At 59.6% G+C, this 24,606-nt stretch carries 27 protein-coding genes; 21 read left to right on the forward strand and 6 right to left on the reverse strand.

Annotated elements, in window-relative coordinates:
* The first annotated feature begins 48 nt into the window (after nucleotides 1–48).
* Genes KGB07_RS04565 through KGB07_RS04590 form a run of 6 tightly spaced genes read left to right on the forward strand, consistent with a single transcriptional unit; the run spans nucleotide 49 to nucleotide 5,503 of the window.
* Nucleotides 49–993 carry a PDR/VanB family oxidoreductase gene (locus tag KGB07_RS04565; protein ID WP_223464724.1) on the forward strand — a complete coding sequence of 315 codons (945 nt, stop codon included), beginning with the start codon at nucleotides 49–51 and terminating at the stop codon, nucleotides 991–993.
* A gap of 17 nt (nucleotides 994–1,010) precedes the next feature.
* Nucleotides 1,011–2,342, forward strand: a complete 1,332-nt coding sequence (locus KGB07_RS04570) for an aromatic ring-hydroxylating dioxygenase subunit alpha (protein WP_223464725.1) — start codon at nucleotides 1,011–1,013, stop codon at nucleotides 2,340–2,342.
* Entirely contained in the window at nucleotides 2,332–2,865 is a 534-nt protein-coding gene (locus KGB07_RS04575) for an aromatic-ring-hydroxylating dioxygenase subunit beta (RefSeq protein ID WP_223464726.1), read from the forward strand. Before KGB07_RS04570 ends, KGB07_RS04575 begins: the two co-directional genes overlap by 11 nt.
* A complete protein-coding gene (locus tag KGB07_RS04580) occupies nucleotides 2,865–3,458 on the forward strand; it encodes a cysteine hydrolase family protein (RefSeq protein ID WP_223464727.1) in 594 nt (197 codons plus the stop codon). Before KGB07_RS04575 ends, KGB07_RS04580 begins: the two co-directional genes overlap by 1 nt.
* Nucleotides 3,455–4,243, forward strand: coding sequence for an SDR family oxidoreductase (locus KGB07_RS04585; RefSeq protein ID WP_046038141.1), 789 nt, complete (start codon nucleotides 3,455–3,457; stop codon nucleotides 4,241–4,243). The genes KGB07_RS04580 and KGB07_RS04585 overlap by 4 nt, the downstream gene beginning before the upstream one ends.
* Nucleotides 4,244–4,270: 27 nt before the next feature.
* Nucleotides 4,271–5,503 (forward strand): dienelactone hydrolase family protein, encoded by a 1,233-nt coding sequence (locus tag KGB07_RS04590; protein WP_046038139.1) that lies wholly within the window; start codon nucleotides 4,271–4,273, stop codon nucleotides 5,501–5,503.
* 68 nt (nucleotides 5,504–5,571) lie between these two features.
* Here the strand turns inward: KGB07_RS04590 and KGB07_RS04595 are convergent, their stop codons facing one another.
* Complete coding sequence (locus tag KGB07_RS04595; protein ID WP_046038137.1) at nucleotides 5,572–7,089, reverse strand: nucleobase:cation symporter-2 family protein; 1,518 nt, start codon at nucleotides 7,087–7,089, stop codon at nucleotides 5,572–5,574.
* A 254-nt stretch (nucleotides 7,090–7,343) separates the two neighbouring features.
* On the opposite strand from KGB07_RS04595, the gene KGB07_RS04600 reads away from it, so the two are divergent.
* The gene (locus tag KGB07_RS04600; protein ID WP_046038135.1) at nucleotides 7,344–7,625 is read left to right on the forward strand and encodes a BrnT family toxin; all 282 of its coding nucleotides are present in this window, start codon (nucleotides 7,344–7,346) and stop codon (nucleotides 7,623–7,625) included.
* A 3-nt stretch (nucleotides 7,626–7,628) separates the two neighbouring features.
* Nucleotides 7,629–7,934, forward strand: a complete 306-nt coding sequence (locus tag KGB07_RS04605; protein ID WP_046038134.1) for a BrnA antitoxin family protein — start codon at nucleotides 7,629–7,631, stop codon at nucleotides 7,932–7,934.
* Nucleotides 7,935–7,989: 55 nt separating this feature from the next.
* Here the strand turns inward: KGB07_RS04605 and KGB07_RS04610 are convergent, their stop codons facing one another.
* A complete protein-coding gene (locus KGB07_RS04610; RefSeq protein ID WP_046038133.1) occupies nucleotides 7,990–8,820 on the reverse strand; it encodes an arylamine N-acetyltransferase family protein in 831 nt (276 codons plus the stop codon).
* Nucleotides 8,821–9,180: 360 nt separating this feature from the next.
* Between KGB07_RS04610 and KGB07_RS04615 the strand changes: the two genes are divergently transcribed.
* Nucleotides 9,181–9,507, forward strand: a complete 327-nt coding sequence (locus KGB07_RS04615; protein WP_223464728.1) for a hypothetical protein — start codon at nucleotides 9,181–9,183, stop codon at nucleotides 9,505–9,507.
* 163 nt (nucleotides 9,508–9,670) lie between these two features.
* On the opposite strand, the gene KGB07_RS04620 is transcribed toward KGB07_RS04615, so the two are convergent.
* The gene (locus KGB07_RS04620) at nucleotides 9,671–11,242 is read right to left on the reverse strand and encodes a GGDEF domain-containing protein (RefSeq protein WP_046038130.1); all 1,572 of its coding nucleotides are present in this window, start codon (nucleotides 11,240–11,242) and stop codon (nucleotides 9,671–9,673) included.
* 212 nt (nucleotides 11,243–11,454) lie between these two features.
* Here KGB07_RS04620 and KGB07_RS04625 point away from each other — a divergent pair, with 212 nt between their 5' ends.
* Nucleotides 11,455–11,922 (forward strand): hypothetical protein, encoded by a 468-nt coding sequence (locus tag KGB07_RS04625; RefSeq protein WP_046038129.1) that lies wholly within the window; start codon nucleotides 11,455–11,457, stop codon nucleotides 11,920–11,922.
* Nucleotides 11,923–12,065: 143 nt separating this feature from the next.
* On the opposite strand, the gene KGB07_RS04630 is transcribed toward KGB07_RS04625, so the two are convergent.
* Nucleotides 12,066–13,823, reverse strand: a complete 1,758-nt coding sequence (locus KGB07_RS04630; protein ID WP_046038127.1) for a murein L,D-transpeptidase — start codon at nucleotides 13,821–13,823, stop codon at nucleotides 12,066–12,068.
* 81 nt (nucleotides 13,824–13,904) lie between these two features.
* Here KGB07_RS04630 and KGB07_RS04635 point away from each other — a divergent pair, with 81 nt between their 5' ends.
* The 6 genes from KGB07_RS04635 to KGB07_RS04660 all read left to right on the forward strand — a co-directional run bounded on the left by KGB07_RS04635 (nucleotide 13,905) and on the right by KGB07_RS04660 (nucleotide 19,559).
* Complete coding sequence (locus KGB07_RS04635; RefSeq protein ID WP_046038125.1) at nucleotides 13,905–14,633, forward strand: murein L,D-transpeptidase catalytic domain family protein; 729 nt, start codon at nucleotides 13,905–13,907, stop codon at nucleotides 14,631–14,633.
* Between the two features lie 80 nt (nucleotides 14,634–14,713).
* The gene (locus KGB07_RS04640) at nucleotides 14,714–16,420 is read left to right on the forward strand and encodes a copper resistance system multicopper oxidase (protein WP_223464729.1); all 1,707 of its coding nucleotides are present in this window, start codon (nucleotides 14,714–14,716) and stop codon (nucleotides 16,418–16,420) included.
* Nucleotides 16,421–16,430: 10 nt separating this feature from the next.
* Nucleotides 16,431–17,318 carry a copper resistance protein B gene (locus tag KGB07_RS04645; protein ID WP_223464730.1) on the forward strand — a complete coding sequence of 296 codons (888 nt, stop codon included), beginning with the start codon at nucleotides 16,431–16,433 and terminating at the stop codon, nucleotides 17,316–17,318.
* A gap of 52 nt (nucleotides 17,319–17,370) precedes the next feature.
* Complete coding sequence (gene copC / locus KGB07_RS04650; protein ID WP_223464732.1) at nucleotides 17,371–17,754, forward strand: copper homeostasis periplasmic binding protein CopC; 384 nt, start codon at nucleotides 17,371–17,373, stop codon at nucleotides 17,752–17,754.
* A 3-nt stretch (nucleotides 17,755–17,757) separates the two neighbouring features.
* Nucleotides 17,758–18,681: a copper homeostasis membrane protein CopD gene (copD, locus tag KGB07_RS04655; protein WP_046038117.1), complete on the forward strand. Its 924-nt coding sequence runs from the start codon at nucleotides 17,758–17,760 to the stop codon at nucleotides 18,679–18,681.
* A gap of 116 nt (nucleotides 18,682–18,797) precedes the next feature.
* Nucleotides 18,798–19,559 (forward strand): transporter substrate-binding domain-containing protein, encoded by a 762-nt coding sequence (locus KGB07_RS04660; RefSeq protein ID WP_404942344.1) that lies wholly within the window; start codon nucleotides 18,798–18,800, stop codon nucleotides 19,557–19,559.
* A 67-nt stretch (nucleotides 19,560–19,626) separates the two neighbouring features.
* Here the strand turns inward: KGB07_RS04660 and KGB07_RS04665 are convergent, their stop codons facing one another.
* Nucleotides 19,627–19,845, reverse strand: a complete 219-nt coding sequence (locus KGB07_RS04665) for a hypothetical protein (protein ID WP_223464734.1) — start codon at nucleotides 19,843–19,845, stop codon at nucleotides 19,627–19,629.
* 107 nt (nucleotides 19,846–19,952) lie between these two features.
* The gene (locus tag KGB07_RS29500; RefSeq protein WP_259674424.1) at nucleotides 19,953–20,081 is read right to left on the reverse strand and encodes a hypothetical protein; all 129 of its coding nucleotides are present in this window, start codon (nucleotides 20,079–20,081) and stop codon (nucleotides 19,953–19,955) included.
* A 415-nt stretch (nucleotides 20,082–20,496) separates the two neighbouring features.
* On the opposite strand from KGB07_RS29500, the gene KGB07_RS04670 reads away from it, so the two are divergent.
* The 5 genes from KGB07_RS04670 (at nucleotide 20,497) to KGB07_RS04690 (ending at nucleotide 24,599) form a co-directional block, all read left to right on the forward strand.
* Nucleotides 20,497–21,447 (forward strand): glycosyltransferase family 2 protein, encoded by a 951-nt coding sequence (locus KGB07_RS04670; protein ID WP_185754737.1) that lies wholly within the window; start codon nucleotides 20,497–20,499, stop codon nucleotides 21,445–21,447.
* On the forward strand, nucleotides 21,447–22,346 hold the full coding sequence (locus KGB07_RS04675) for a DapH/DapD/GlmU-related protein (RefSeq protein ID WP_223464735.1): 900 nt from the start codon (nucleotides 21,447–21,449) through the stop codon (nucleotides 22,344–22,346). Before KGB07_RS04670 ends, KGB07_RS04675 begins: the two co-directional genes overlap by 1 nt.
* Nucleotides 22,343–22,972, forward strand: coding sequence for a hypothetical protein (locus KGB07_RS04680; RefSeq protein ID WP_223464736.1), 630 nt, complete (start codon nucleotides 22,343–22,345; stop codon nucleotides 22,970–22,972). Before KGB07_RS04675 ends, KGB07_RS04680 begins: the two co-directional genes overlap by 4 nt.
* Nucleotides 22,973–23,266: 294 nt before the next feature.
* Nucleotides 23,267–23,503, forward strand: a complete 237-nt coding sequence (locus tag KGB07_RS04685) for an acyl carrier protein (RefSeq protein WP_052960539.1) — start codon at nucleotides 23,267–23,269, stop codon at nucleotides 23,501–23,503.
* A gap of 133 nt (nucleotides 23,504–23,636) precedes the next feature.
* A complete protein-coding gene (locus KGB07_RS04690; protein ID WP_046038110.1) occupies nucleotides 23,637–24,599 on the forward strand; it encodes a lysylphosphatidylglycerol synthase transmembrane domain-containing protein in 963 nt (320 codons plus the stop codon).
* The last annotated feature ends 7 nt before the right edge of the window (nucleotides 24,600–24,606 follow it).

Below are 24,606 nucleotides of genomic sequence, written 5' to 3' on the forward strand. Positions count from 1 at the left end.
CCCTCTCAGGCTTCATACAGTGGCTACGAATTCAGACAGGAATTGCGTATGTCCAGCCTCTCGCTCAGGGTCCAACAAATCGATCCTCTGACCCCCAGAATCCGCCGCGTGCTGCTGGTGTCCAACGACGCCCAGCCGCTACCGGACTTCACTGCCGGAGCCCATCTGGAGCTGCATGTACCGGGCAGTCGCGCCCAACGCCGGGCCTATTCGCTGGTCAACCTGCCCGACAGTCAACACTACGAAATCGCCGTCCAGCTCGAAGAAGCGAGTAGCGGTGGATCGCGCTGGGTGCACTCACTCAAGGTCGGCGATGAAGTGCTGGCCGATGCGCCACGCAACCACTTCCCACTGTGTGAAAACACCGAACATGCAGTACTGATCGCAGGCGGCATCGGCATCACGCCCATGCTTGGCATGGCCCGGTCGCTGCAAGCGGCGGGCAAGCCCTTCACCCTGCACTACGCCGGTCGCAATGAAGCGCAGATGGCCTATCTGCCAGAGGCCCGCGCCTGCCTGAACAACCATTGCTGGATCAGCGGCGGCGACCCGCAAAAGCGTTTTCCTGCCGCCGCGATCCTGGCCGCGCCAAGACCCGGCCTGCACCTCTACATCTGCGGCCCGACCGCCATGCTCAACAACGTGCTGGCCTGCGCTCGCGAACAGGGTTGGGCAGAAGATCACTTGCATTACGAACTGTTCAGCGGCGCCCTGGAAATGGCCGGCGATAAAGGCTTTGAGGTGCACCTGCGCGAAAGCGGTGTGAACCTGCAAGTGGCCGCCGGGCAAAGCGTGCTGGACGCCATGCTCCAGGCCGGCCTGGATCCGATGTTCGACTGCCGACGGGGTGACTGCGGGGTGTGCGTCGCCCAGGTCATCGATGGTCAGCCCGATCACCGCGACATCTGCCTGTCGGAGCGCGACCGCGCCAGCGGCAGTTTCTGTACCTGTGTCTCCCGTGCCAGCAGCGCGCTGCTGGTGCTCGATCTGTGACAAGCCGAGGACATCCCGTGATACCGACCAACGAGCAAATCGCTGCCTTGATCCGCGAGGACAGCGTACACAAGAGCGTCTACACCGACCCGACCCTGTTCAAGCTGGAGATGGAGCGCATCTACGGCAACGCCTGGATCTACGTCGGCCATGAAAGCCAGGTCAAGAACCCCGGCGACTACCACACCACGCGCATCGGCGATCAGGACGTGATCATGGTGCGCGGCGCCAACCAGCAGGTCAGCGTGCTGTACAACCGCTGCCCGCACAAGGGCGCCAAGTTGGTGGCTGACGGTGACGGCAGTGTCGGCAAATTCTTCCGCTGCCCGTACCACGCCTGGACCTTCAAGCTCGACGGCCAGCATTTGTCGGCGCCGCTCAAGAGCGGTTTCGAAGGCACCTGCTACGACCCCAAGCACCCGGATTTTTCCATGCTCAGCGTCGCCCGCGTCGAGACCTATCGCGGCTTCGTGTTCGCCAGCCAGGCGGCGTTCGGACCGGACCTGAAAACATTTCTGGGCGGCGTCATCACCTCCATCGACAACCTGTGCGACCGCTCGCCCGTCGGTGAAGTCGAGGTGGCCGGCGGCATCTTCCGTGTTCAGCAGCGCTCGAACTGGAAAGTGTTCTACGAGAACCTGCACGACACCATGCACGCCCGCGTGACCCACGAATCGTCGGTAGACGCTGCGCGTGACGAAGCCCAAGCCATCGGTGAAATGCCCTTCGAACTGCTGATCATGGACGGTAACGGCGAACCCTACGACTTCTGGGAAAAACTCGAGCTGCGTGCCTACCACAACGGCCACGGCTACATGGAAGCGATCTTCGACCCGGCCGCCGCCGAGCGCGACGAGGTCTCCCGCGCCCACTTCGAATGCCTGAGCCAGGCCTACGGCGAGCAGCGCGCCAAGGAGATCCTGGGCATGAATCGCCACAACACGGTGATTTACGGCAGCGGATCGCCGCACACGGTGTTCATGCAATTCCGGGTCATCCGCCCCATCGCCGTGGACCAGACCATGGTCGAAATCCAGACGTTCCGCTGCAAAGGTGCACCGGATGCCGTGTTCGACCGCGCGCTGACCTACGCCAACGTCATCAACTCGCCCTCCTCCAACGTGATGCCTGACGACGTCGAAGTCTATGCTCGCTGTCAGGAAGGCAACATGACCCGCGGTGGCGAGTGGATCAGCATGCACCGCTACGCGGGCACCGATAAGCCGCTGGAGGACGGTGCAGTCTCCACCAACGGCACCAGCGAACTGCCGATGCGCAACCAGTTCGCCGCCTGGAAACAGTTCATGACCGCCACCCTGATTGCCAAGGAAAGCACCCATGCTGCTTGACCGCCGAATCGACGTCGACACCCGCCAGTTGACTCCCGCCCAGGTTCCCGTCGAGACCCTGCGCCAGATCGAACAGTTTCTTTACCAGGAGGCGCGCCTGCTGGATGAGCGGCGTTTCTGGGAGTGGGACAAGCTGTTCACCGACACCGGCATGTACTGGGTGCCGCACAAGCACGAGCAAGCCAACCCGTTCGACCATATCTCTCTGTTCTGGGAAAACCGCATGCTGCGCGAGGTGCGGATCCGTCGGGTGGAAAACGCCCGCAACTGGTCCCAGCAACCGCAGACCCAAACCACGCACCTGGTCGGTAATGTGATGGTCGAGGGTCTCGACGCCCAGGGCCTGCTGGTGGTCAGCGCCAGCTTCCAGTACAGCGAATGGCGCCTGGAACAACGCCAGCTCGCCGGTCGCTACACCTATAAATTGGCCGCCCGGGACAGTGGTGGCTGGCAGATCCAGCTCAAACGCGTGGATCTCATCAACTGCAACGATGTGTTCGCCAACCTTGAGGTGTTCGTGTGATGAACACGCCGCTGGTGATCGCCCTGCACTATCAGAATGACGTGTTGCACCCCGAAGGCAAGATTCGGGTCGGGCTGGGGGCAGATGACAGCGTGCGTGCCGCCCTGCTCGATGCGGCCGGCCGATTACTCGCCGGCGCTCGCGCCAAGGGCTGGCCGATCGTCCACGTGCGTGTGGCGTTCCGACCGGACTACGCCGACCTGATCCAGAACGCGCCGATCCTGCGCACGGTCGCCACCCTTGGCGCGGTCCGGGAAGGCAGTTGGGGCGCGGAGTTCCTCAGCGCTCTGGCGCCACTGAACAGCCGCCACGAGTTCGTCGTCACCCATAACCGGATCAATGCGTTTTATGGCTCGCCGCTGGAAACCGTGGTGCGCCGATTCAATCCCTCGCACCTGTTGATCGCCGGCGTGGCGACCCACTCGGTGGTGGAAAGCACCGTGCGCCATGCGGTGGATTGCGGTTTCGAGGTGACGGTCGCAGCGGATGCCTGCGCCAGCGCGGACACCGGTGCACACGCGGCATCACTGGCGAGCATGGCGCTGATCGCCCGTATCAGTCACGTCAACGAAGCTCTGGAGGACTTGTCATGATGCTCGAAGGCAAAGTGGCGATTGTGACCGGCAGCACGCAGGGGCTGGGTCTGGATATCGCTCGGCAACTGTTGGCTGAGGGTGCCCGGGTGATGCTGGTGGGGCGCAACGCCGACAGTGGTATGGCATTGGCGCAAGCGTTGGGTTGCGGATTTTGCGCCTGCGATGTGGAGCGCGACGAAGACATCGACGCGTGCATCGCTGCCACGCTGGCCCGCTTCGGCAGGCTCGACATTCTGGTCAACAACGCTTGCCTGTACGCCGATCAGGGGCTGGCTTCGGATCGCGCGCAGTGGCTGAAAACCCTCAACGTCAATCTGGTGTCGGCGGCGATCTTTACCCAGAAGGCCGCCGTGCATCTGCCCAGCGGCGGCGTGGTGATCAACATCGGCAGCACCGGCGGCAAGTTCGGCGCGGCCGGGCGCGCGCTCTACCCCGCCTCCAAGGCCGGCATCCTGCAACTGACAAAAAACCTGGCCATGACCCTGGCCCCGGAACAAATCCGGGTGCTGAGCGTATCCCCGGCCTGGACCTGGTCGCCCAGCGTCGCCGAGTTCAGCGACAACGACCCGCAGCTGGCCGATCGGGTCGGGGCACCCTTTCACCCGCTCGGACGCATCGGCCGGGGCCATGAGATCGGCAGCGTTGTGGCCTTTCTGTGCAGTGCCGGTGCCGGCTGGATGACCGGTGTCGATGTACCAGTGGACGGCGGCTTTTCGATTCTCGGACCAGACCGCGGCGTGTCGCCGCGCGTGTGGTTCCAACAACACCGTGACAGCCAATAAATCTGATAACCGAATGAGGTAGATGACATGGGCAAGATGATTGAGATCCGGGCAACGGACAGCAGCGCCACGTTCAGCGGTTACCTGGCCATGCCGGCCAGCGGTAAAGGCCCCGGGGTGGTGATCGGCCAGGAGATTTTCGGGGTCAACGCCAATATGCGCGCGGTGGCCGATTTTTATGCCGAGGAAGGCTATGTGGCGCTGGTGCCGGACCTGTTCTGGCGCCAGCAGCCTGGCATTGATCTGGGTTACACCGAAACGGATTTTGCCGTTGCCGTCGACCTGTTCCAGCGCCTGGACGTGGACAAGGCCATCACCGACATCGACGCCTGCTTAAAAGCCCTGCGTGCACTGCCTGAAGTCGAAGGCGCGGGCCTGGGTTATGTCGGCTTCTGCATGGGTGGCAAGCTGGCCTGGCTGACCGCCACGCGCACCGATGTGGCTTGCGCCGTCGGCTACTACGGCATGGGCATCGAACACCTGCTGCACGAATCGGAAAACCTCAAGGGCCGTTTGGTCCTGCATTTTGCCGAAAACGATGGCTACTGCGACGCCAGTGCTCGCGCCCGGATCAGCGAACACCTGGCTGGCAACGACAAAACCGAAATCTACGTGTACCCAGGCGTCGACCATGCCTTCGCCCGAGCCGGCAGCCCACACTACGATAAGCCTGCCTCGCTGATGGCCCATGAACGCAGCATCGCCGCACTCAAGCGCGAGATCGGCCCCCACTTCAACCTGTCAGCCCTGTGGGAAGAACACATCCGCCACGAGTTCGACACCCGCGACGTGCCCGCCACCATGGCTACCATGGTCGCCGAACCCTACGTCAACCATATTCCGACCATGACCGGCGGCGTCGGCGCCAGGGAACTCAGCCGCTTCTACCAACACCATTTTGTCCACGGCAATCCGCCGGACATGAAGCTCATCCCTATTTCCCGCACCATCGGCGCCTTGCAGATCGTCGACGAATTCATCATGTGCTTCACCCACAGCACCGAAATCGACTGGATGCTGCCCAACGTGGCACCGACCGGGAAGTACGTCGAGATTCCGATGCTGGGGGTGATCAAGTTCCGAGGGGACAAGCTGTACCACGAGCATATCTACTGGGACCAGGCCAGCGTGCTAGTGCAAATTGGCTTGTTGAACCCTGAAGGGCTGCCGGTGGCAGGGGTGGAAACGGCGAGAAAGCTGTTGGATGAACAACTGCCGTCCAATACGTTGATGGGGCGCTGGACGCAAAGCGAGCAATAGAGACCGCATGAATGCAAAAGGCCGATCTGTCACTCAACAGATCGGCCTTTTTTTCATTCGTTTAAACGTCAGACATGCTCACTGCTTTTCGCATGCACCGCGTGTGGCTCGCCATGCCCGTGGTCCACCTCAACCACCGGAATTTCCTTGCCATCGCAGTCGTGAAGCTTTCCATCGCTGAAGTAATCCCCTTCGCGCAACGCCGCCAGATCCTGATAACGCAGCACTCGCTCGGTACCGGCCGCAAACACCGATTGCTGGTCGGAGTTACCGGCGGTGAGGTGGTTGAAGGTCAGGTTGAGCACGATGGCCATGATCGCCGAGGAACTGATGCCCGAATGGAAAATGGTCGCGAACCAGCTCGGGAAGTGATCGTAGAAGTTCGGCGCCGCGATCGGGATCATGCCAAAGCCGATCGAGGTCGCGACGATGATCAGGTTGACGTTGTTGCGGTAGTCGACCTTGGACAAGGTCCGAATGCCGCTGGCCGCGACGGTACCGAACAGTACGATGCCGGCACCACCCAGTACGGAGGTCGGTACGGCGGCGATCACCCGGCCCATGAACGGCAGCAGGCCGAGGAGCACCAGGAACACACCGCCAGTGGCCACCACGTAGCGGCTCTTGATGCCGGTGACCGCCACCAGCCCGACGTTCTGGGCGAAGGCACTCTGGGTGAAGGAACCGAAGATCGGCGCGAACATGCTCGACAGCATGTCGGCGCGCAGACCGTTGCCCAGGCGCTTGGAGTCAACCTTGGTACCGATGATCTCACCGACGGCCAGAATGTCCGCCGAGGTCTCCACCAGCGTCACCATCACCACGATGCACATCGACAGGATCGCAGCGAAGTGGAAGGTCGGCATGCCGAAGTGGAACGGCGTCGGGAAGCCGAACATCGGGCCTTGGGTCACGGACGAGAAATCCGCCATGCCAAGGAACACCGCGATCACCGTACCGACGACCATGGCCAGCAGAATCGACAGGCGGGAGATGGTCGCACTGCCGATTTTGCTCAGCAGCAGTACCAGCATCAGCGTTACCGCCGCCAGACCGATGTTCGCCATGCTACCGAAGTCCGGCGCATGGCTGTTGCCACCCATTGCCCAGCGCGCGGCGACCGGCATCAGCGTCAGGCCGATGGTGGTAATCACGATGCCGGTCACCAGCGGCGGGAAGAACTTGGTGATACGCGAGAACACCGGGGTTATCAGTAACCCGATCAGGGACGCCGCTATCACCGCCCCCAGCACCGATTGAAACCCGCCCTCCCCGCCACTGCTGACAATCGCCACCATGGTCGCGACGCCAGAGAAGGATACGCCCTGTACCAGCGGCAATTGACAACCAAAAAACGGTAAACCCAGGGTTTGCAGCAGTGTTGCCAGCCCCCCCGCAAACAATGAAGCAGCAATCAACAAACCGATGTCCGCCGGCGAGAGCCCGGCCGCCTGGCCGATGATCAATGGCACCGCGACGATACCGCCATACATGGTCAGAACATGTTGCAGGCCATAAGCCATATTCGCGCCGATCCCAAGATTTTCGTCCTCGGGCCGTTGGTGTGAAACATGGGGCGTTTTCATGGAGGGGGTTCCCTGGTTTTTGTTATGCGCACACTGTATGCAAGACACGGGACAAATGTCTATAGAGTTGTATACAACTTATCGATCACAAAATGGATACTTGTCCATTTCCGCCTGACACCCACCCTCCTGGCCCCGCCAAAAACCTTGAAATACATCCCTCGCCGCCCACCACCGGGTGCTGACTAGTCTTTTGAATTCCTGGCGACCATCGGCAAGGCCCGCCTCTTCTCTATACATATAAAGTATGCATAATGAAGTCATTCGAAATTCAGTTCCACAAGGCCAAGAACGCAGCCAACAAACTCAAGCACCAAGGCATCAGCCTCGCCGAGACTGAACCGGTATTCCATGACGAACGAGCGCTGACCATCGAGGACAACCACCATGAGGAACAACGCTGGATCACCCTGGGGCTGGATGCCAAAGGCCGGTTACTGGTTGTCGTGTACACCCACCGCGATCCGGATTTCGTTCGAATCATATCCGCGCGCGTCGCTACCAAAAGCGAGCGCCGTCAGTATCTGGAGGCATGACCGATGAAAGACGAATACGATTTCAGCAACGCCAGGCGCGGGGCCGTGGTGCCCGCCAAAGGTAAGACCCGCATTACCATCATGCTCGATGACGCTGTCATCGAAGCCGCCCGGGCACTGGCAGAACACGAGGGGTACGGCTACCAGACGGCGATCAACAATACGTTGCGCCGAGCCCTGCTCAACGAAGGCAAAAGCGCGCACCTGAAACAACCCCTCACCCCTGCCGAACTCAAGGGCCTGGAGCAGAAACTGGCAGAGGCCTTGCGCGAAATCCAACGGGTGATGGAGCCGGGTGTCCGGCCCTGAAACACCAAGGGCCGATCAATCGGATCAGCCCATTGTGATGTCCAGGATCAGCCAGCTACTGCGGTGCTGCGATCAATCGTTCCAGCGTCCGCGCCAATTGCGCCTGTTCCGGTACGCGAATGCCGAACTCGCTGCTCAGCAGGCCAATCAACTCTTGAACATCCGCCACCTCCCGCCGCTCGCTGTCATGGCCAACCCGGTGAATCGCGAAGCTGCCGTTGTTGAGCGTGCGCCGCCAGCCCTCCCCGGTGCGCGCCACCATCAACTGCTTGACGAAAGACGACTCGGGGTGGGTCGAGACGTACCAGTTGCCCACAGCGAAATCGATGTCTTCCTGGCGTTGCAGGTCGAAGATGTACATCGCTCGCCACTCGCCCGCGACGTTGGCCCGCAGGGTAAAACCGTCGATGTGGAGGTCGATGCGATACGACTCGTGCGGGGTGGGTTGTTCGGCGCGGGTATCAAGCAATAGGGGCGCGGTCGGCACCATGCCGCCGAAGCCGACGTCGGTGATGTAGCGCACGTCATTGATGATGACCAGGCTCAGGCGATGGGTCCGGGCAGTCCAGGCACCCTCCGGCTGGCCCATCACTACCCGGCCGCTGATGGCACGGGCGTCGAAACCCAAATCCTGAAGCAAGGCCAGGAACAGGTTGTTGAGTTCGTAGCAGTAACCGCCACGACCATCGTGCAAGACCTTCTGCTCGATGGACGGCAAGTCGATCAGCACCGGTTCGCCGGATAACGTGGTGAGGTTTTCAAACGGGAAAACACCGGTATGGCGCAGTTGCAGTTGGCGCAAGGTTTCCAGGATCGGTGCCGGAGGTGCATCGAAACCCAGGCGTCGCAGATACAAGGCTGGGTCGGTCAGGCGTGGCTCGCTCATCGTTCAATCCTTTTGCACGCAAGCGGCGGATTGCTCCGCCAGTGGCCGCTATGTATACGGGATCAAGCACTGTCGCCGACAATTGATTTAGCCAATCGCCTTGTGCGGATAATCAACGCCGCTTGCGCGAACCCGGTTCAATCCAGGTCAGCAGCTTCGGTAGCCGTGCGCGCAGGTGATTGACGTTGAACGAAGCGATCCGCAACTTCTTCCTGAACGGGCACTCCTAAGGATGAGGTGCCTCCCCCACTGCGGCCCAGTGCCGGTTACGGTCAAGTCCGCCCCACTCGTCAACCGGTCGGCACCCACCGCGTGCCCTTCACACCAACATCAGGTAACGACTCATCCCTGGAGACGACCATGATGAACATCAGAATGACTTCACTGCTCTTGGCCGGATTGTTGTCGGCAGCGTCCCTGGCCACCTTTGCGGCGCCCGGCGATGTCCCTGGCGCGCCCGGTACGGCACCCGGCGCAACCCGCAATTCAACCCTGCTGCCTGATAACAACCGACCCAGTGAACCCTCGGGCAACAACAGCAGCAGTCGCGGCCCCAGTTCGTCAAGCGGCACTACCGGCGTCAATGGTCCGGGCAGTGGCGCGGGCGGCGGCACTGGTGCGCCCGGTGGCGGAACCGGCGGTGCTGGCGGCGGGACGGGTAGCTGGACAGGCCAAAGCCGCCAATGACCCGCCGTCATTGGCCGCTTTTTGTCGCCTGAGGCTTACATCGGCTTGACCGCCGGCGGGTTCCATTTGCCATTCAGCGCCTCGGCTTTCGGGCCGTACAGACGCATGGTCAGGTTGAACGGCCACCGGGCCCGGGAGGCGGACCACCGGCAGCACAAGCACTTCAGCGGTCAGAGCGCATCAAGGCCTCGACACCGCCGGCCATCGACAAGGTTGCCACGCGGTTTCGCCCCGAATGCTTGGCCTGATACAACGCCGCATCCGCCCGCTCGACGAACACGTCCATGCTGTCACGCCCCGACGGCACAAACGAATAGCAACCCAGACTGACCGTCACACAGCCATTGGGCGAGCCAGTGTGACTGATGTGCCTGTCGATGACGCTGCGGCGGATCTGCTCGGCAATCGTCATGGCGCCATGGATGTCGGTGTCCGGTAGCAGCACCGCAAACTCTTCGCCGCCGTAACGCACCGCCAGATCGGCCTTGCGGTGGCAGCAACTCTTCAGCGCGCGCGCCACTTCGGCCAGGCAGTGATCTCCCACCACGTGGCCGTAGGTGTCGTTGTAGCGCTTGAAGTAATCGATATCGAGCATGATCAGGCTCAACGGGCTGGCCTGCCGGGCGCCGCGCCCGAACTCGACGTCCAGCGCCCGCTCGAACAGTCGGCGGTTGGCCAGCCCGGTCAGGCTGTCGTGGGTGGCGATCAGCTCCAGCGCTTGCTGGGCCCTGCGCAAATCCGACTCGACCCGCTCGCCGACACGCACCTGATGCAGGAACACCCACCCGAACAGCCCCACGCCCAGCAACACCAGGGCAACGATGAGGCTGGAGCGAAACGCCGTGTCGTACCAGCCCGCGAGAATGGACTCCGTGGACGACGCAGCGGTGACCACCAGCGGATACCCCTCCAGCTGTCGGTAACCGTACATGCGCGTCACTCCATCGATGATGGACGTGAACATCGCATTGCCGGAGGTGGCCAGTGGCAGGAACTTCTGGAAGATCTCGCTCTGGGCCAGCGATACACCGATCTGCGCTTCTACAAAAGGTCGACGCGCCAACAACGTGCCATCGGTCAGGCCGAGAAACATCGAGCCGTTGTCGTCGAGGCTGAAGCTTTTGAAGAACTGGTCGAAGTACGACATCTTGATGCCGGCCAGCAACACGCCCTGGAAATGCCCGTTCCTGTCGTTGACCCGTTTGGAAATCGGAATGATCCACTCGCCGTTTTCCCGACTGCGGATGGCCGGGCCGATATGCGCCACGGACGATACGTTCTGCTGGTGGTACTTGAAGTACTCGCGATCGGCGACGCCGGGCCCCCGCGGCAGGTTTTCAAACGAGGTCACCACCCACTGGCCCTTCTGGTCGAACAGCAGGATGCCGTGCAACTGATCCAGCGCCAGCACCCGCCGGGCGAAGGTCTGCTGCAAGCGTGGCCGCTGGTCCGGGCCGAAACCGTCGACCTGAATCCAGTCCACCAGGCTGGTCAGCACCAGGTCGGCCTTCATGAAGGTGTCTTCGGCTTGCTGCGCCATGGCCCGCGTCAGGTTCGAAGACGCCACTTGCGCCAGGCTCAGGTCATGGCGACGGGACTGTTCCAGTTGCAGGTAGAGCAAACCGCACAGGCACAGGCACACCGTGGCAATGAACAATACCGCGGCCTTGCGCAACGGTATGCGTTTCAATGCGATGCCAGGGGTGTGGTCCGGGTCGTTAAAGCGCGTGGGCAAAAGTTCATCCTGTCGGGGGCAAGGCGCGGGCAACAACCCAAAGCCCTCAGTCTTTGTGGGCCGTAGTTTACGGGGTTATCCAGGATAAATGGGTGGCCACTTGCCCAGAGGTATCACACCTGCCCGGCCTGAGCGGCAAACATGATCCGGGGCAAGCGCTACCTGTGCGTCAACGAGCTACGATTAGACTGACCTCAAAACAGGGAATCGACATGAGCAAAGCAGACGAGCTCGCCGCAAAATTGAAACAGACACGGCTGACCAGCGCGGATCAGGCGATCGATGGCTGGCCGGGCCAGGTCTACGAACTGTATCAACGGATAGAGGCCTGGCTGCTGCCCTTGACCGAAGCGGGCCTGGTCCTGCGGCGCAACCCCACCCACGTGTTCGAGAGTCACCCCGATGGCGACGCTTACGACTACGCCATCGACCAGTTGGTGATCACCGGCAACGAACACAGCATTACCTTTGACCCGGTTGCACGCTTCACCGCCGATGGCGAGGGGCGGGTCGAGATCCACACGACAGGCAACGAACTCGCCCTGTTGCGCACCGTGGACGAACACGGTGAAACACACTGGTGGCTACAAACGATCGAGCAGGCCACCGCGCAGCTGGATGCGGTGGCGCTGACGGAAACCGATCTGCTTGTCGTGGTGCAACAAGGGTTGGCGCTTTAGGGGATTAGCTGAATGCCAGTCTATCGAGTGCCACAAATCCTGTAGGAGCGAGCCTGCTCGCGATAGCGGACTGTCGGTCACATCACTTCTGAATGTGCCTCCCTCATCGCGAGCAGGCTCACTCCTACAGTGTCCGGGTTTGGTCATTGCTGTTGGTTCTGCCCCGTCACCACCAGCGGTATCTCTACGCGACGCAAGTCCAGGGCTGGCAACTTCGCAGGCTGACTCAAGCCCTGCAGCACCCTGGCATCGTAATCATAAATGTCGGGCTTAAACGTCACCCGTCCGTCATTGCTCAGGTCCACGGTCCAATAGGCCAACAGCACCGGCACTTTCACCGGCAGCAGGATGTTCTCGGTCCGGCCATTGGCCAACTGCTTCTGAATGCCGGCGCTGTTCCAGCGCACTGGGTCGTTGAACAACAGTTCGACCAGTTGCAGCGGGTTTTCCACGCGGATGCAGCCTGAACTGGTGGCCCGGACCGTTTTGGCAAACAACTCGCGGTGCGGCGTGTCATGCAGGTAAATCGCATAGTCGTTGGGGAAACGGATCACCACCTGCCCCAGCGAACTGTCGGGGCCGGCATCCTGACGCAGGTGAATGCCCCGCGGATTGCTCCAGTCAACGTCCGACGGATCGAGCACATTGCCTTCGCGGTCAAGCACGCGAATCCGGTTGGCCGCCAGATAACCCGGATCGTTCTGGACTTTCGGAATCACGTCCTGCTTGAGGATGGTCGGCGGCACGGTCCAGGTCGGGTTGAACGTGATGTAGGTGATTTCGGCCTGGAACACTGGCGTACTGCGCACCGGTTTACCGACCTGCACCCGTGAATGCCAGATCGGCAGACCGTCGCGGTACATCGCCACCTTGTAGCCGGCGATATCGACGATCACGAAGGTTCCCTGAAGCTTGTACAACAGCCACCGGGCGCGCTCCATGTTGACCCGCACCTGATCGATCCGCGCCTCGACCGGCACGTTCAGTGCCGCCAGCGTCGCCGCCCCCGCCACGCCATCGGCCCCCAGGTATTGCTCGGTCTGATACCTCTTCACCGCGGCAATGACCTTGTCGTCGTAACCGGCCTTTTTCGACAGGTGCGGGTCCAGGTAACCGCCCACCACCAGACGCGCACGCAATTGTGTGACCGCCACCCCGTCCATGCCGGGCTTGAGCGATTGACCTTCGATGACTTTCGGCCAGCCACCCGCGTCCCGGACCTGGCGCAACCGGGCCAGGCCTTCACGCAAATTGCGGTAAATCATTTCCTGAGGCGGCGCATCGGCGAATGCACGCGCCACGTCATGGGCATCGAGGGCGGCAAACAGGTTGTTCATGTCCTCCCGGGCATCACCGCCAGCCGGATCGAAATTCCAGTGAATGTCCAAGCGCGCCGGATCGACCTTGCCCCGCCGCAGTTGCAGCAGCGCGGTGATGAAGGTGCGGGTGGCCGCCATGTCGAACATCGCCCGTTGCGCCGTGGAAGGCATGGCGGCCACCAGCGATTCATGGGCCTGGGCCAGTTCGGAGATACGGAAATCCGCCGGATTCAGGCCGTCGATACGGGTGTCTTCGAGGCTCTTGAGCAATTGCGCCACGTCACGATCGTCCGTCCACGCGGCGCGATAGTTGCGATGCATATAGAAATCCAGCACCACCCGGCTGACATCGACACGCTGATGACGCCTGGAGGTGAGCAGCGGCGGAAAAGCCGACCGCAGCGGTTCTAGCGTCGCCTGAATCGCTTGGCCGACTGCGTCGTCGGGCGCCGCGGCATCATTTGCGCTGCTTGCCGCAGATACCGGCTCAATCGGCGAAGTTTGCCCAAACGCCGCACCGCTGATCAGAAAGCCCATAAAAAACATGCGGCTTATGACGAATGACCTTGTTAATTGCACCATGGATAATCCTTAATCCTCCGTTTCAAACGGCTAGCTTTCCACTCGCTGCTAGACTCGAAATTATCATGATGAGACCCGACTATGGCGCTAAACCGCTTTGGCCTTTTATTTGCCATTTTACTGACGTGCCTTTCAGTAACGTCAGCCTACGCCGATTCGCTTGAAAACGCGCTGGTCAAAGCAGCACCCGGCGCCGACGCCAAAGTGATTGCCCTGGCCGTTCGCGCCACCCAATGCAGCCGTGCCCAAGGTGTTGCCCCCGCCCAAAGACTGGCGGTGATCGACTACTCCCTGCCCTCGACCGAACAACGCCTGTGGGTCTTCGATCTTAAGCGGCGCAAGTTGCTGTTTCACGAACTGGTCGCCCATGGCCGCAACAGCGGTGAAAACATGGCCACGCTGTTCTCCAACCGCAACGAAAGCCACGCCACCAGCCTCGGCCTGTTCCGCACCCAGCAAAGCTACCTCGGCCAGAACGGTTACTCGTTACGCATGGAAGGCCTGGAGCCCGGCTTCAACGATAACGCCTTTGACCGGGCCATCGTCATTCACGGCGCGCCCTATGTCAGCCCGGTGCTGGCCCGCGCCAATGGCCGCATCGGCCGCAGCCTGGGATGCCCGGCCGTCAGGCCTGCAATTGCCCATCGGCTGATCGATTCGATGAAGGACGGGCAGTTGTTGTTTTCCTACTACCCGGACCAACGCTGGCTGAAGTCGTCTTCCTACATCAACTGCGGCGGCGACACCGTGGCCTCAAGGGAAAAGTCCACTTCAAGCCAGAAAGCGACGCCCAACCTGTCAAAACTGTAATCCCCGCCTCAGCCTGCTGAAAGGCACCGCCCGCTAGCCTCGTCGACAAGTTCAACAGGCTGACGGGCGGAACACACGGCATGCACTCCCACACTTCAAGACGCACCTTCGTCAAAGGCCTGGCCATCGGCGGGCTCTGCGGCGGCCTCGGGTTATGGCGCACGCCGGTCTGGGCGATCAGCAGCCCCGGCGAACCCCAGGTGTTGGCCGGTAATGATTTCGAGCTGTTCATCGGCGAATCCCCGGTCAACTACAGCGGCAGCCCGCGCACCGCGATGACCATCAACGGTGGCATCCCCGGCCCAATGCTGCGCTGGCGTGAAGGCGATACGGTGACGCTGCGGGTGCGCAACAGACTCAAGGACAGCACCTCCATTCACTGGCACGGCATCTTGCTGCCGGCCAACATGGACGGCGTGCCGGGGCTGAGCTTCAAGGGCATCGAGCCCGGCGGCATGTACGTCTACCAGTTCACCGTGCGCCAGAACGGTACCTACTGGTATCACAGCCATTCGGGGTTTCAGGAGCAATCTGGCGTCTACGGCCCGCTGGTGATCGACGCCAAAGACCCGGAACCCTTCCAGTACGACCGCGACTACGTGGTGATGCTCAGCGACTGGACCGACGAAGACCCGGTCGGCCTGATGAAGACCCTGAAAAAACAGTCCGATTACTACAACTTCAACAAACGCACCGTGGGCGACTTCATCCACGACGTCAGCGAAAAAGGCTGGGGGCCGACCGTCGCCGATCGAAAGATGTGGGCCGAGATGAAGATGAACCCCACCGACCTGGCGGACGTCGGCGGCGCCACTTACACCTACCTGTTGAACGGCCAGGCGCCGGATTCGAACTGGACCGGAGTGTTCCGCCCGGGGGAAAAGCTGCGGCTGCGCTTCATCAACGGCTCGGCCATGACCTACTTCGACGTGCGCATCCCCGGCCTGAAAATGACCGTGGTCGCCGCCGATGGCCTGCACGTCAAACCGGTGAGCGTCGACGAGTTTCGCATCGCCGTGGCCGAAACCTTCGACGTTATCGTCGAGCCGACCGAAGCGGCCTACACCCTGTTCGCCCAGGCGATGGATCGCACCGGATACGCACGGGGCACCCTGGCGGTGAAAGCGGGACAGGTTGCGCCGCTGCCGCCACTGGACCCGCGCCCCTTGGTGACCATGGATGACATGGGCATGGGCGGCATGGACCACGGCAGCATGGCGGGCATGGATCACAGCAACATGGCCATGGGCGACATGCCCGGTATGCAGTCCCACCCGGCCTCGGAAACCGACAACCCGCTGGTGGACATGCAAGCCATGTCCACCTCACCGAAACTCGACGACCCCGGCATGGGCCTGCGCAACAACGGTCGTCGCGTGCTCACCTATTCCGACCTGCGCAGCACCTTCGAAGACCCGGACGGCCGCGAGCCTGGCCGCACCATCGAGTTGCACCTGACCGGTCACATGGAAAAATTCGCCTGGTCGTTCAACGGCGTGAAGTTCTCTGATGCCGAGCCCCTGCGCCTCAAGTACGGCGAGCGGCTGCGAATCGTCCTGGTCAACGACACGATGATGATGCACCCCATCCACCTGCACGGAATGTGGAGCGACCTCGAAGACGAGAACGGCCAGTTCATGGTGCGCAAACACACCATCGACATGCCACCCGGCTCCCGGCGCAGCTATCGGGTCACGGCCGATGCGCTCGGCCGTTGGGCCTATCACTGCCATCTCCTGTACCACATGGAAATGGGCATGTTCCGTGAAGTTCGCGTGGAAGAATGAGGCGCACCCCATGATTCGATTCACCCCGTTTTTTTTCGCACTCGCGACCTCGACGGCGATGGCCGCCAGCGATGACATGCAAGGCATGGATCACAGCCAGATGGACCACGGCCAAATGCAAGGCATGGTCGAAGGTCAGATGCAAGGCATGGACGACGGCCAGATGCAGCCCGCCGCGCCTAGCGAAAGCCGCACGCCGATCCCGGTGCTGACCGATGCCGATCGCGCGGCGGTGTATGCCGATCCCGCCGGTCACCACGTACATGACAGCACGCTCAATTCATTCTTCCTCGCCGACAAACTGGAATGGCAGGACGCCGATGACGGCAGCACCCTGGCCTGGGATTTGTCCGGCTGGGTCGGCGGCGACATCGATCGCCTGTGGCTGCGCTCCGAAGGCGAGCGCACCAACGGCGTGACCGAGGACGCGGAAATCCAGGCCCTGTGGGGCCACGCCATTTCCCCGTGGTGGGACGTCGTCAGCGGCGTGCGCCAGGACTTCAAACCCGGCGCCCCGCAAACCTGGGCCGCGTTCGGCGTGCAGGGCATGGCGCTGTACAACTTCGAAGCCGAAGCCACGGCCTTCATCGGCGAAGGCGGCCAGAGCGCCGTGCGGCTGGAGGGCGACTACGACATCCTGCTGACCAATCGGCTGATCCTGCAGCCGACCGTCGAACTCAATGCCTACGGCAAAAACGATCCGCAACGGGGCATCGGCGCAGGGCTGTCCAACACCGAGGCGGGTTTGCGCCTGCGCTATGAAATCCGCCGGGAATTCGCGCCCTACCTCGGCGTGACCTGGAACCGCACCTACGGCAACACCGCCGACTATGCCAACGACGAAGGCGAGGACCGCAGCGAAACCCGCCTCGTGCTCGGTATTCGGATGTGGTTCTGAACAGACTCACCCAAAACCAACAACAACCGCCTCGAGCGGTAAAGGACCTTGCATGCGCATCATCAAACCCACCGCCGTCGCAATCGCGTTGCTCAGCGGCCTGCTTGTTAGCACCCTCGCTCCAGCACACCCCAAACTGCTCGCCTCCACCCCAACGGAAGGCACAGAAGGTGCGCCACCCGACAAGATCGAACTGCACTTTTCCGAAAACCTCGTCACCCAGTTTTCCGGCGCCAAACTGCTGATGACCGAAATGGCCGGCATGGCCCACGCCCCGATGCCGGTCAAGGCCAAAGTCAGCGGCGGCAGTGACCCGAAGAGCATGTTCATCACCCCGACAACACCCCTGACTGCCGGCACCTACAAGGTCGAATGGCGCGCGGTGTCCTCGGACACCCACCCGATTACCGGTAACGTCACCTTCAAAGTGAAATGATCGATGAGCGACTCGGCCAACGTCGTGCTGCGGTTTGTGTTGTATGTGGATTTGATGCTGTTGTTTGGCGTGGCGCTGTTCGGGCTCTACAGCTTCAAGGGACAGGAACGGTTATCCGGGACGGTGCTGCCCTTTCGCCGATTGTTGACGGCAACAGCCGGACTCGGCGCCCTGCTGTCCGTCGCCGGCATGGTGCTGATGGTCCGCGCCATGAGCGGCGAATCAGACGTTACCGAGTTGCGCCCTCACCTCGAAATGATGCTGTTCGAGACAGATGTCGGGTTGGCCTGGGCCGTGCGGATGATTGCATTTGCGGTCGCGGGATTGGCGTTGATGCTCAACCCACGCGCACCCGGTATCAGCCTGGTGATCGCCTCCGTTGCAGGCGGCATCACCCTCGCCAGTTTGGCCTGGAGCGGGCATGGCGCCATGGACGAAGGCAGTCGCCGTTTCTGGCACTTTACTGCGGACATCCTGCACCTGTTGGCGGCCGGCGCCTGGCTCGGCGCGTTGCTGGCGTTTGCCTTGATGGCGCAACCCAGGGCCCTGCAAACCGAAGCACAGATACGGTTGCTGGCTCGCGCAGTCATGCGATTTGAGCTTGTCGGTGCGCTGGTCGTTGTGATCATCACCGTGACCGGCGTGGTGAACTACCTGTTCATCGTCGGGCCCAAACTCGATGAGGTTTTACTCAGCCACTACGGAATTCTGCTGGCGATCAAAGTGCTGCTGTTTGCCGGGATGCTGGTGTTGGCGGCGTTGAACCGCTTTCATCTTGGCCCCTTGCTGGAGCGGTCGTTGCGGGAGGGCCAATATCGCGTGGCGGCCCATGCACTTCGGCGTAGTGTGGTGGTGGAAATGGCCGCGGCGGTATTGATTGTGGGGTTGGTGGCGTGGTTGGGGACGTTGAGCCCGGAAGTGGAATGAGCAATCTTCAAGGGGCGTTGATTTTTCACACCAGTGAAAGTTTCACTACACTCTCTGCTTCAAAACCACTCCAGCACAAAAGCCCGACAACAATGACGAAAATCAAAAGAGCAATGATGCTCGGCGGCTTGCTCGCACTCTCCCTTGGGGCCCAGGCAGAACCTTCGCATCTGGACAGCGTCATGCAACAGGGACAACTGCGCGTCTGCACCACCGGCGACTACAAGCCCTACACCCTCAAAGCCGAGGACGGCGAATATTCCGGCATCGACATCGCCATGGCCCGCGCCCTGGCCGACAGCCTTGGCGTCAAGGTCGAGTGGGTGCCCACCACCTGGAAAACCCTGATGCCCGACATGCTCGCCGGCAAGTGCGACATCGCCATGGGCGGCATCTCGGTCACCCTGGAACGGCAGAAAAAAGCCTTCTTCAGCAGTATCCTCGACGTCGACGGCAAAATCCCCCTGGTGCGCTGCGAAGAACAGGCGCGGTACCAGACCGTCGAACAGATCAACCAACCCTCGGTTCGCCTGGTCGAACCCGCTGGCGGCACCAACGAAGCGTTCGTCCACGCCTACCTGCCCAAGGCCCAATTGCAACTGCACGACAACGTGAGCATCTTTCAGGAACTGCTGGATAAAAAAGCCGACGTGATGATCACCGACGCATCGGAGGCGCTGTACCAGCAGAAGCTCAAACCGGGCCTGTGCGCGGTCAACCCCACGCACTACATGCAATACGGCGAAAAAGCCTACCTGCTGCCCCGCGACGACATCACCTGGAAGCTGTACGTCGATCAATGGCTGCACCTGGCCAAGGCGACAGGCAACTACCAGAAGATTCTGCGCCAGTGGCTGGCGGTGCCTGACGCCAAGTAACGGATCGTTTTTTCGCACAAAAAAGGGCGCCCCCAAAGGAGCGCCCTTCTTCATTGCGGAGCGCGTATCAGTCGTCGTGCAGCAAACCTGAACCGTATTCGCCAAAGCTATTGCCGAGCGCGCTGCCGTGGAAATTCATTTTGTCGGGGTTGCTGGTAGGCCCCGGGCCGAAGTCGGCAGGTTGCACGGAGTCGACCGAATAATCGCTGTGGGTGTTCACACCCGAACAGGCGCTCAACAACAAAGCACCGGCCATCAGCGAGACTTTGACGAGGTTTGCGATCATTTTTTGATTCCTGTGGGTTGAGGCGCGGGGGGACATGACCTTTGGCGGACATCCTATTCCTCGGTTGTGCCTGACAACATGAAACTTTAGGGGGTGACAGCGTTGGTTCAGAAACCGTGCGCACCTGGCGATCTCTCACACCCACTGCCTTGTGGATCGACATTGTCCAATGCTCGATTCACCAACAACTCTTCCACCACCGCCAGTTGCTGAATCGACAGCGCCAGACCAGACATGAAAAAACGCCTGCTTAAATTTTTTCAGGGGGGGTAATCAGACCACTACACCCCCGAACAGATTGAAAACGAGAGGCAAAGTTTCCAGCACCGTGACACCTTTCCCCCCATAGCTTAAAATCCGCGGCTTCAACCGACCAATCAACATGCTTCGTTCGGTGCCCTGTCCACAGTTGTCCGACGCCTGGCTGCTGGTAGAGCCTGATGGTCCACCTTGCATGAGCAGTAATGTTGTTCATGTGTTCGGTGACCGGCTCCCTGAGGATTACCAATCGGATGGCATATAGCATACCCTCCCCCCCTCTGCGCGCGATGCCAAGTAGCAAACAACAACTCTACGAGCCTGCAAAATCCAGGCAGGACCCGTTAGCAGCATGCGTCATCGCACAACCGAATGATCAGGATGAGGCTCAAGGTGATTAATAAAACCGTCTCAGTAAGCTTGGTGGTACCCGTTTATAAAAGCGCAAGTACGCTCCCGCAATTTTACGAGCGTGCGCGCGCAACTCTTGATCAGATTTGCGACGACTGGGAGATTATTCTTGTCGATGACGCGAGCCCGGACCAGACGTGGCTTGCCGCTCTGGCACTTCACGAACAAGACCGCAGAGTCAAAGTCGTTCGCTTCGCGAAGAACAAGGGACAACAACACGCTACGCTGTGCGGCATCGGCTATGCCGGCAAACGCTATGTCGTGACAATCGACGATGACCTGCAGTGCTTCCCCGAAGACCTCCCACTGTTTATTGATCAACTTCAAGCTGGCAAGCATGTCGTCATCGGTAAGATCCCAATGGCTGAAAAACAACACAGCGCCTGGCGCAACATGGCTTCGCGCATCAACCAGAAACTGGTTAGCAAGGTCATGGGCAAACCGACCGGTTTCAGCCTCTCGAGCTACAGGGCCATGAGTCAACAGGTGGCAAGACAGCTCGTCAGATATCAGGGTTCACACCCACATATCGCCGCGATGCTTTTTAATTCGGTGCCCGTCAGCATGATGGCGAACGTGAGTATTCGCCACGCGCCACGCGCCGATGGCGGCCCGAGCACTTACACCCTTGGCAAGATGTTCAAAACGCTTTCGTTCCTTATCGTCAATTACTCCCTGTTGCCACTTCGCTACGTGTCGATCTGGGGCTTTCTGGTCAGCGCGTCGAGCATTTTTTTCGCTATGTATGTTCTGCTGCGCACCCTCCTGACCGATCATGTAGTGCCAGGCTGGGCGTCGCTGGCGATCCTGCTGTCATTCCTCGCCGGTAACATCCTTCTGGCCCTGGGTGTGCAAGGCGAGTACCTCGGACGACTGGTCGAAAATGCAACCCACCTTAGTCAATTCCCCATTATTGAAGAGCATGTGGAGTAATGATGACATCCGCTTACCGCGTCGTGGATTATTTCCCTGCTGAACACATTTTGAACGATGGGGTCTTTGCACACCTCGACGAAATCGATGCGCAAACACCAGGCGCACTGGTCTACTGTCAGAACTTGCACTATTTGCAAAAAGCCCTGGCCTCACCCAACGTCGCGTGTGTCCTGTGCCCCGAAAGTTTAAAAAATGAAGAATTAGCGTCTGAAAAATCAATTGTATTCTGTGCCGACCCACGCACCTCTTTTTTCCACCTCTACAACCGGTTGGGTGAAGATGCAAAGTACGCAACGGCGCAAACACCGACCATCGGCGAAAATTGCACGCTGCACCCCAGCGCGGTTATCTCGCCACGGGCCACACTGGGTAACAATGTCGAAATTTCAGCAAATGTGGTGATCGAAGGCCCTGTCGAGATCGGGGACAATGTCTACATCGGTTCAAATGCAGTGGTAGGCGCCGAGGGCTTGATCACGCTACGCAACGACAACGGCACGCTGATGGTGATCAAACATCAGGGCGGTGTACGCATTGAATCGGGTTGCCAGATACTTGCCGGCGCTGTAATCGCCAGGTCCTTGTTCCAGCAGCCGACAACCATCAGAGAAAATTGCCAGATCGGCATCATGACCAATGTTGGTCATGGCGCCGTGATTGGCAAGAACTCGGTAATTTCTGGCAACACCGTTGTTGCAGGACGCACACGCCTGGGGGCCGGAGCATGGGTCGGTGCCTCTTGCTCCATCGCACAGGGCCTTGTGATTGGCGACGCAGTACAAATAAAAATGGGCTCGGTTGTCATCGGCGACATCGCGCCAAACAGCGTCGTTTCTGGAAACTTCGCAATCAATCACAGGGCTAACATGACAGCTCACCTCAGGAAACAAAAGTGACGCACTTCATCGAGCTATCACTGGGATTCAAGGGCGAACGAACCTACATACACGGGTCCGACATGCTCAATGCCACGATGCAGGCCATCACTCGCCACGCGCCGCACGCAAGGATCGAAAAGCTGGACTTCAGAATCAGTAGAATGACCAGACATCTACTCACCTGTCACTGGTGGCCGAGAGCAACCCCTCGATCATTGCCGGGTGAGGCTGTCGCTACCTTCACCTTTCAACTCGACGGTATTGATCATGAAGGCAAATTGATTCAAGGCGAAGGTTGCGCCGATACACGACGTGCTTACAACGAGTCGCTGGTTGAAAAACAATGTGTTTTCACACCCGCCCATCGGTCAGTGAGCCTGACGACCATGCCAGATGACTTCTCTCCGATCGAAGTGCTGGTATCCATGAACAAGGCACTGCATCTCAAGGAATTGAGCATACCCAGTGGCAGCCAGTGGGTTTTCTGTCGCTGGGAAAGCCCGAAGTGGCCGCCGTGTTCTGACTTGAGCGGGGTAGGGCTGACACTTGAGCAGACGCTGGGCACTCGATTGACCCGTAGTCGCATTGAGCTCAATGCAGAACATATCGGCATGCTCTACTTCAGCGCCCTCAAAGTCGAGTAGCCTACCGCTGCACACGAACCTTGCAGTAAGGCGAGGTGCCGGTTCAGCGAGGTTTATGGCTCGACGATCAACACTACACGCCTCTCTCGACAGCTGCTAATGTGCTACATCTTTTTGAAGCAGGCAACAGAGCAGCCCCCCTCTGTTGCATGGAGTGTGGCAACATGACCACCGCTCAGCTCAGTAGCCTGCAGACAACCTCGTCAACTGCCAGCAATGCCACCAAGCTTCCCTCCCGCAGTACAAACGTACCGGCCGGGGTAACTTCAACACCTATACGATGAATTACTAACCATGCCCCAGACAAAAGAACAACTTATCAACATCATTTCCCAGGCTGATGTTGTAGCAGATGCCTCAACGCTACGCGACAATATTAGCCTGAGCGACCAGGGTGTTGACTCTCTCGGCATGTTCAATATCATTCTGTCTATCCAGGATCACTACGTCATCGAGATACCTGACGAGGATATTGAAGACCTTAAAACCATCAATGACCTGGCCGCTTACATAAAATCAAAACTGCAATAACCGACATCCCTTGTCATGTAGGGGAGGCAGACAATATGTTCACTCTCCCTCATGCCGTTCTCGACCGTGACAGGGTTCGCCAACCTATTATCTACAAAGCGTTAGCCTCACCCTCCTACGTTGAGCACCCTGCATGCCTTTAACGTTTTTGAAATTGTTGATCGCGTTTTTTATCTGTGCATTTCTCATACACACATTTGACCTTAAACTAACGGCATTAATCAGCGACATTACAGCATGGCACTACCTTGCGCTGGCTGCTATTATCCCAATCACTTTGAGTTCTTTTTTTTCTGCCAACCGCTGGCAAGTGTTCCTGCGGCTCAATTCGATTGACGAAGCGTTAACAAACCTCTGGAAAATAAATCTGATCTCTCAATTTCAAGGTTTGATTTTACCCTCAACACAGGGTGCGGATGCCTTTCGTATGCTTCACATCGAACGACGCCACCCGAAAAAGCGGGGTACCGCAGGCAGTACGGTAATTATTGAGCGCATGATTGGACTATTGGTGTTATGTACCTTTACCCTTTTTGCCTTGCCCTTCTTACCTGCATCAGACAACTACACGCTGCTCATCATGACCGTCGGTGCCGTTAGCAGCATAGCCGTAGTGACCCAAATTATATTGACCAGCAAAAAAATCCATGCACTTTATAGCCACCGCACCGTCAAAAACTCGTTACTTGCTCTATTGCTGATGTATATTCAAAAGCTTCATGCCAGCACGATAAACTTCCCCTACCGGCAGGCGCTCACGTCATCCCTGCTTTTTATCTGCTGCTATCAAATATCCCTGATATCGGTAGTGTATTTGGTATTTCGTGCCTATGGCTATGACATCCCCTTCATTCAGCACTTTGCTCTCTATCCAGTCATCGCCATCCTGACCATGGTTCCAATAACAGTGGGCGGACTTGGGGTACGCGAAGGTTTTTTTGTTTATTTTTATGGTCTACTAGACGTACCAGCCAATATAGCTGTAGGCGCCTCCCTGGCAAACTACATTCTAATGGCCCTGATCCCTGCCACTTGCGGTGGCTTTATTTACTTGTGGGATACTATTCGGGAAAATCGCCAGAAGGACAGAAACTAAAACAGAG

The organism is Pseudomonas sp. GL-RE-26, from assembly GCF_019956275.1.
Taxonomy (GTDB): domain Bacteria; phylum Pseudomonadota; class Gammaproteobacteria; order Pseudomonadales; family Pseudomonadaceae; genus Aquipseudomonas; species Aquipseudomonas grandcourensis.

What these genes read in the sequence shown, in the direction of transcription:
- copC (WP_223464732.1), top strand. Translation starts at nt 17,371, where the DNA reads ATGCGCATCATCAAACCCACCGCCGTCGCAATCGCGTTGCTCAGCGGC.
- KGB07_RS04625 (WP_046038129.1), top strand. Translation starts at nt 11,455, where the DNA reads ATGAGCAAAGCAGACGAGCTCGCCGCAAAATTGAAACAGACACGGCTG.
- KGB07_RS04590 (WP_046038139.1), top strand. Translation starts at nt 4,271, where the DNA reads ATGGGCAAGATGATTGAGATCCGGGCAACGGACAGCAGCGCCACGTTC.
- KGB07_RS04635 (WP_046038125.1), top strand. Translation starts at nt 13,905, where the DNA reads ATGGCGCTAAACCGCTTTGGCCTTTTATTTGCCATTTTACTGACGTGC.
- KGB07_RS04595 (WP_046038137.1), bottom strand. Translation starts at nt 7,089, where the DNA reads ATGAAAACGCCCCATGTTTCACACCAACGGCCCGAGGACGAAAATCTT.
- KGB07_RS04645 (WP_223464730.1), top strand. Translation starts at nt 16,431, where the DNA reads ATGATTCGATTCACCCCGTTTTTTTTCGCACTCGCGACCTCGACGGCG.
- KGB07_RS04575 (WP_223464726.1), top strand. Translation starts at nt 2,332, where the DNA reads ATGCTGCTTGACCGCCGAATCGACGTCGACACCCGCCAGTTGACTCCC.
- copD (WP_046038117.1), top strand. Translation starts at nt 17,758, where the DNA reads ATGAGCGACTCGGCCAACGTCGTGCTGCGGTTTGTGTTGTATGTGGAT.
- KGB07_RS29500 (WP_259674424.1), bottom strand. Translation starts at nt 20,081, where the DNA reads ATGTCTGGTCTGGCGCTGTCGATTCAGCAACTGGCGGTGGTGGAAGAG.
- KGB07_RS04630 (WP_046038127.1), bottom strand. Translation starts at nt 13,823, where the DNA reads ATGGTGCAATTAACAAGGTCATTCGTCATAAGCCGCATGTTTTTTATG.
- KGB07_RS04685 (WP_052960539.1), top strand. Translation starts at nt 23,267, where the DNA reads ATGCCCCAGACAAAAGAACAACTTATCAACATCATTTCCCAGGCTGAT.
- KGB07_RS04610 (WP_046038133.1), bottom strand. Translation starts at nt 8,820, where the DNA reads ATGAGCGAGCCACGCCTGACCGACCCAGCCTTGTATCTGCGACGCCTG.
- KGB07_RS04565 (WP_223464724.1), top strand. Translation starts at nt 49, where the DNA reads ATGTCCAGCCTCTCGCTCAGGGTCCAACAAATCGATCCTCTGACCCCC.
- KGB07_RS04640 (WP_223464729.1), top strand. Translation starts at nt 14,714, where the DNA reads ATGCACTCCCACACTTCAAGACGCACCTTCGTCAAAGGCCTGGCCATC.
- KGB07_RS04580 (WP_223464727.1), top strand. Translation starts at nt 2,865, where the DNA reads ATGAACACGCCGCTGGTGATCGCCCTGCACTATCAGAATGACGTGTTG.
- KGB07_RS04600 (WP_046038135.1), top strand. Translation starts at nt 7,344, where the DNA reads ATGAAGTCATTCGAAATTCAGTTCCACAAGGCCAAGAACGCAGCCAAC.
- KGB07_RS04690 (WP_046038110.1), top strand. Translation starts at nt 23,637, where the DNA reads ATGCCTTTAACGTTTTTGAAATTGTTGATCGCGTTTTTTATCTGTGCA.
- KGB07_RS04675 (WP_223464735.1), top strand. Translation starts at nt 21,447, where the DNA reads ATGATGACATCCGCTTACCGCGTCGTGGATTATTTCCCTGCTGAACAC.
- KGB07_RS04615 (WP_223464728.1), top strand. Translation starts at nt 9,181, where the DNA reads ATGATGAACATCAGAATGACTTCACTGCTCTTGGCCGGATTGTTGTCG.
- KGB07_RS04585 (WP_046038141.1), top strand. Translation starts at nt 3,455, where the DNA reads ATGATGCTCGAAGGCAAAGTGGCGATTGTGACCGGCAGCACGCAGGGG.
- KGB07_RS04660 (WP_404942344.1), top strand. Translation starts at nt 18,798, where the DNA reads ATGCTCGGCGGCTTGCTCGCACTCTCCCTTGGGGCCCAGGCAGAACCT.
- KGB07_RS04665 (WP_223464734.1), bottom strand. Translation starts at nt 19,845, where the DNA reads ATGATCGCAAACCTCGTCAAAGTCTCGCTGATGGCCGGTGCTTTGTTG.
- KGB07_RS04605 (WP_046038134.1), top strand. Translation starts at nt 7,629, where the DNA reads ATGAAAGACGAATACGATTTCAGCAACGCCAGGCGCGGGGCCGTGGTG.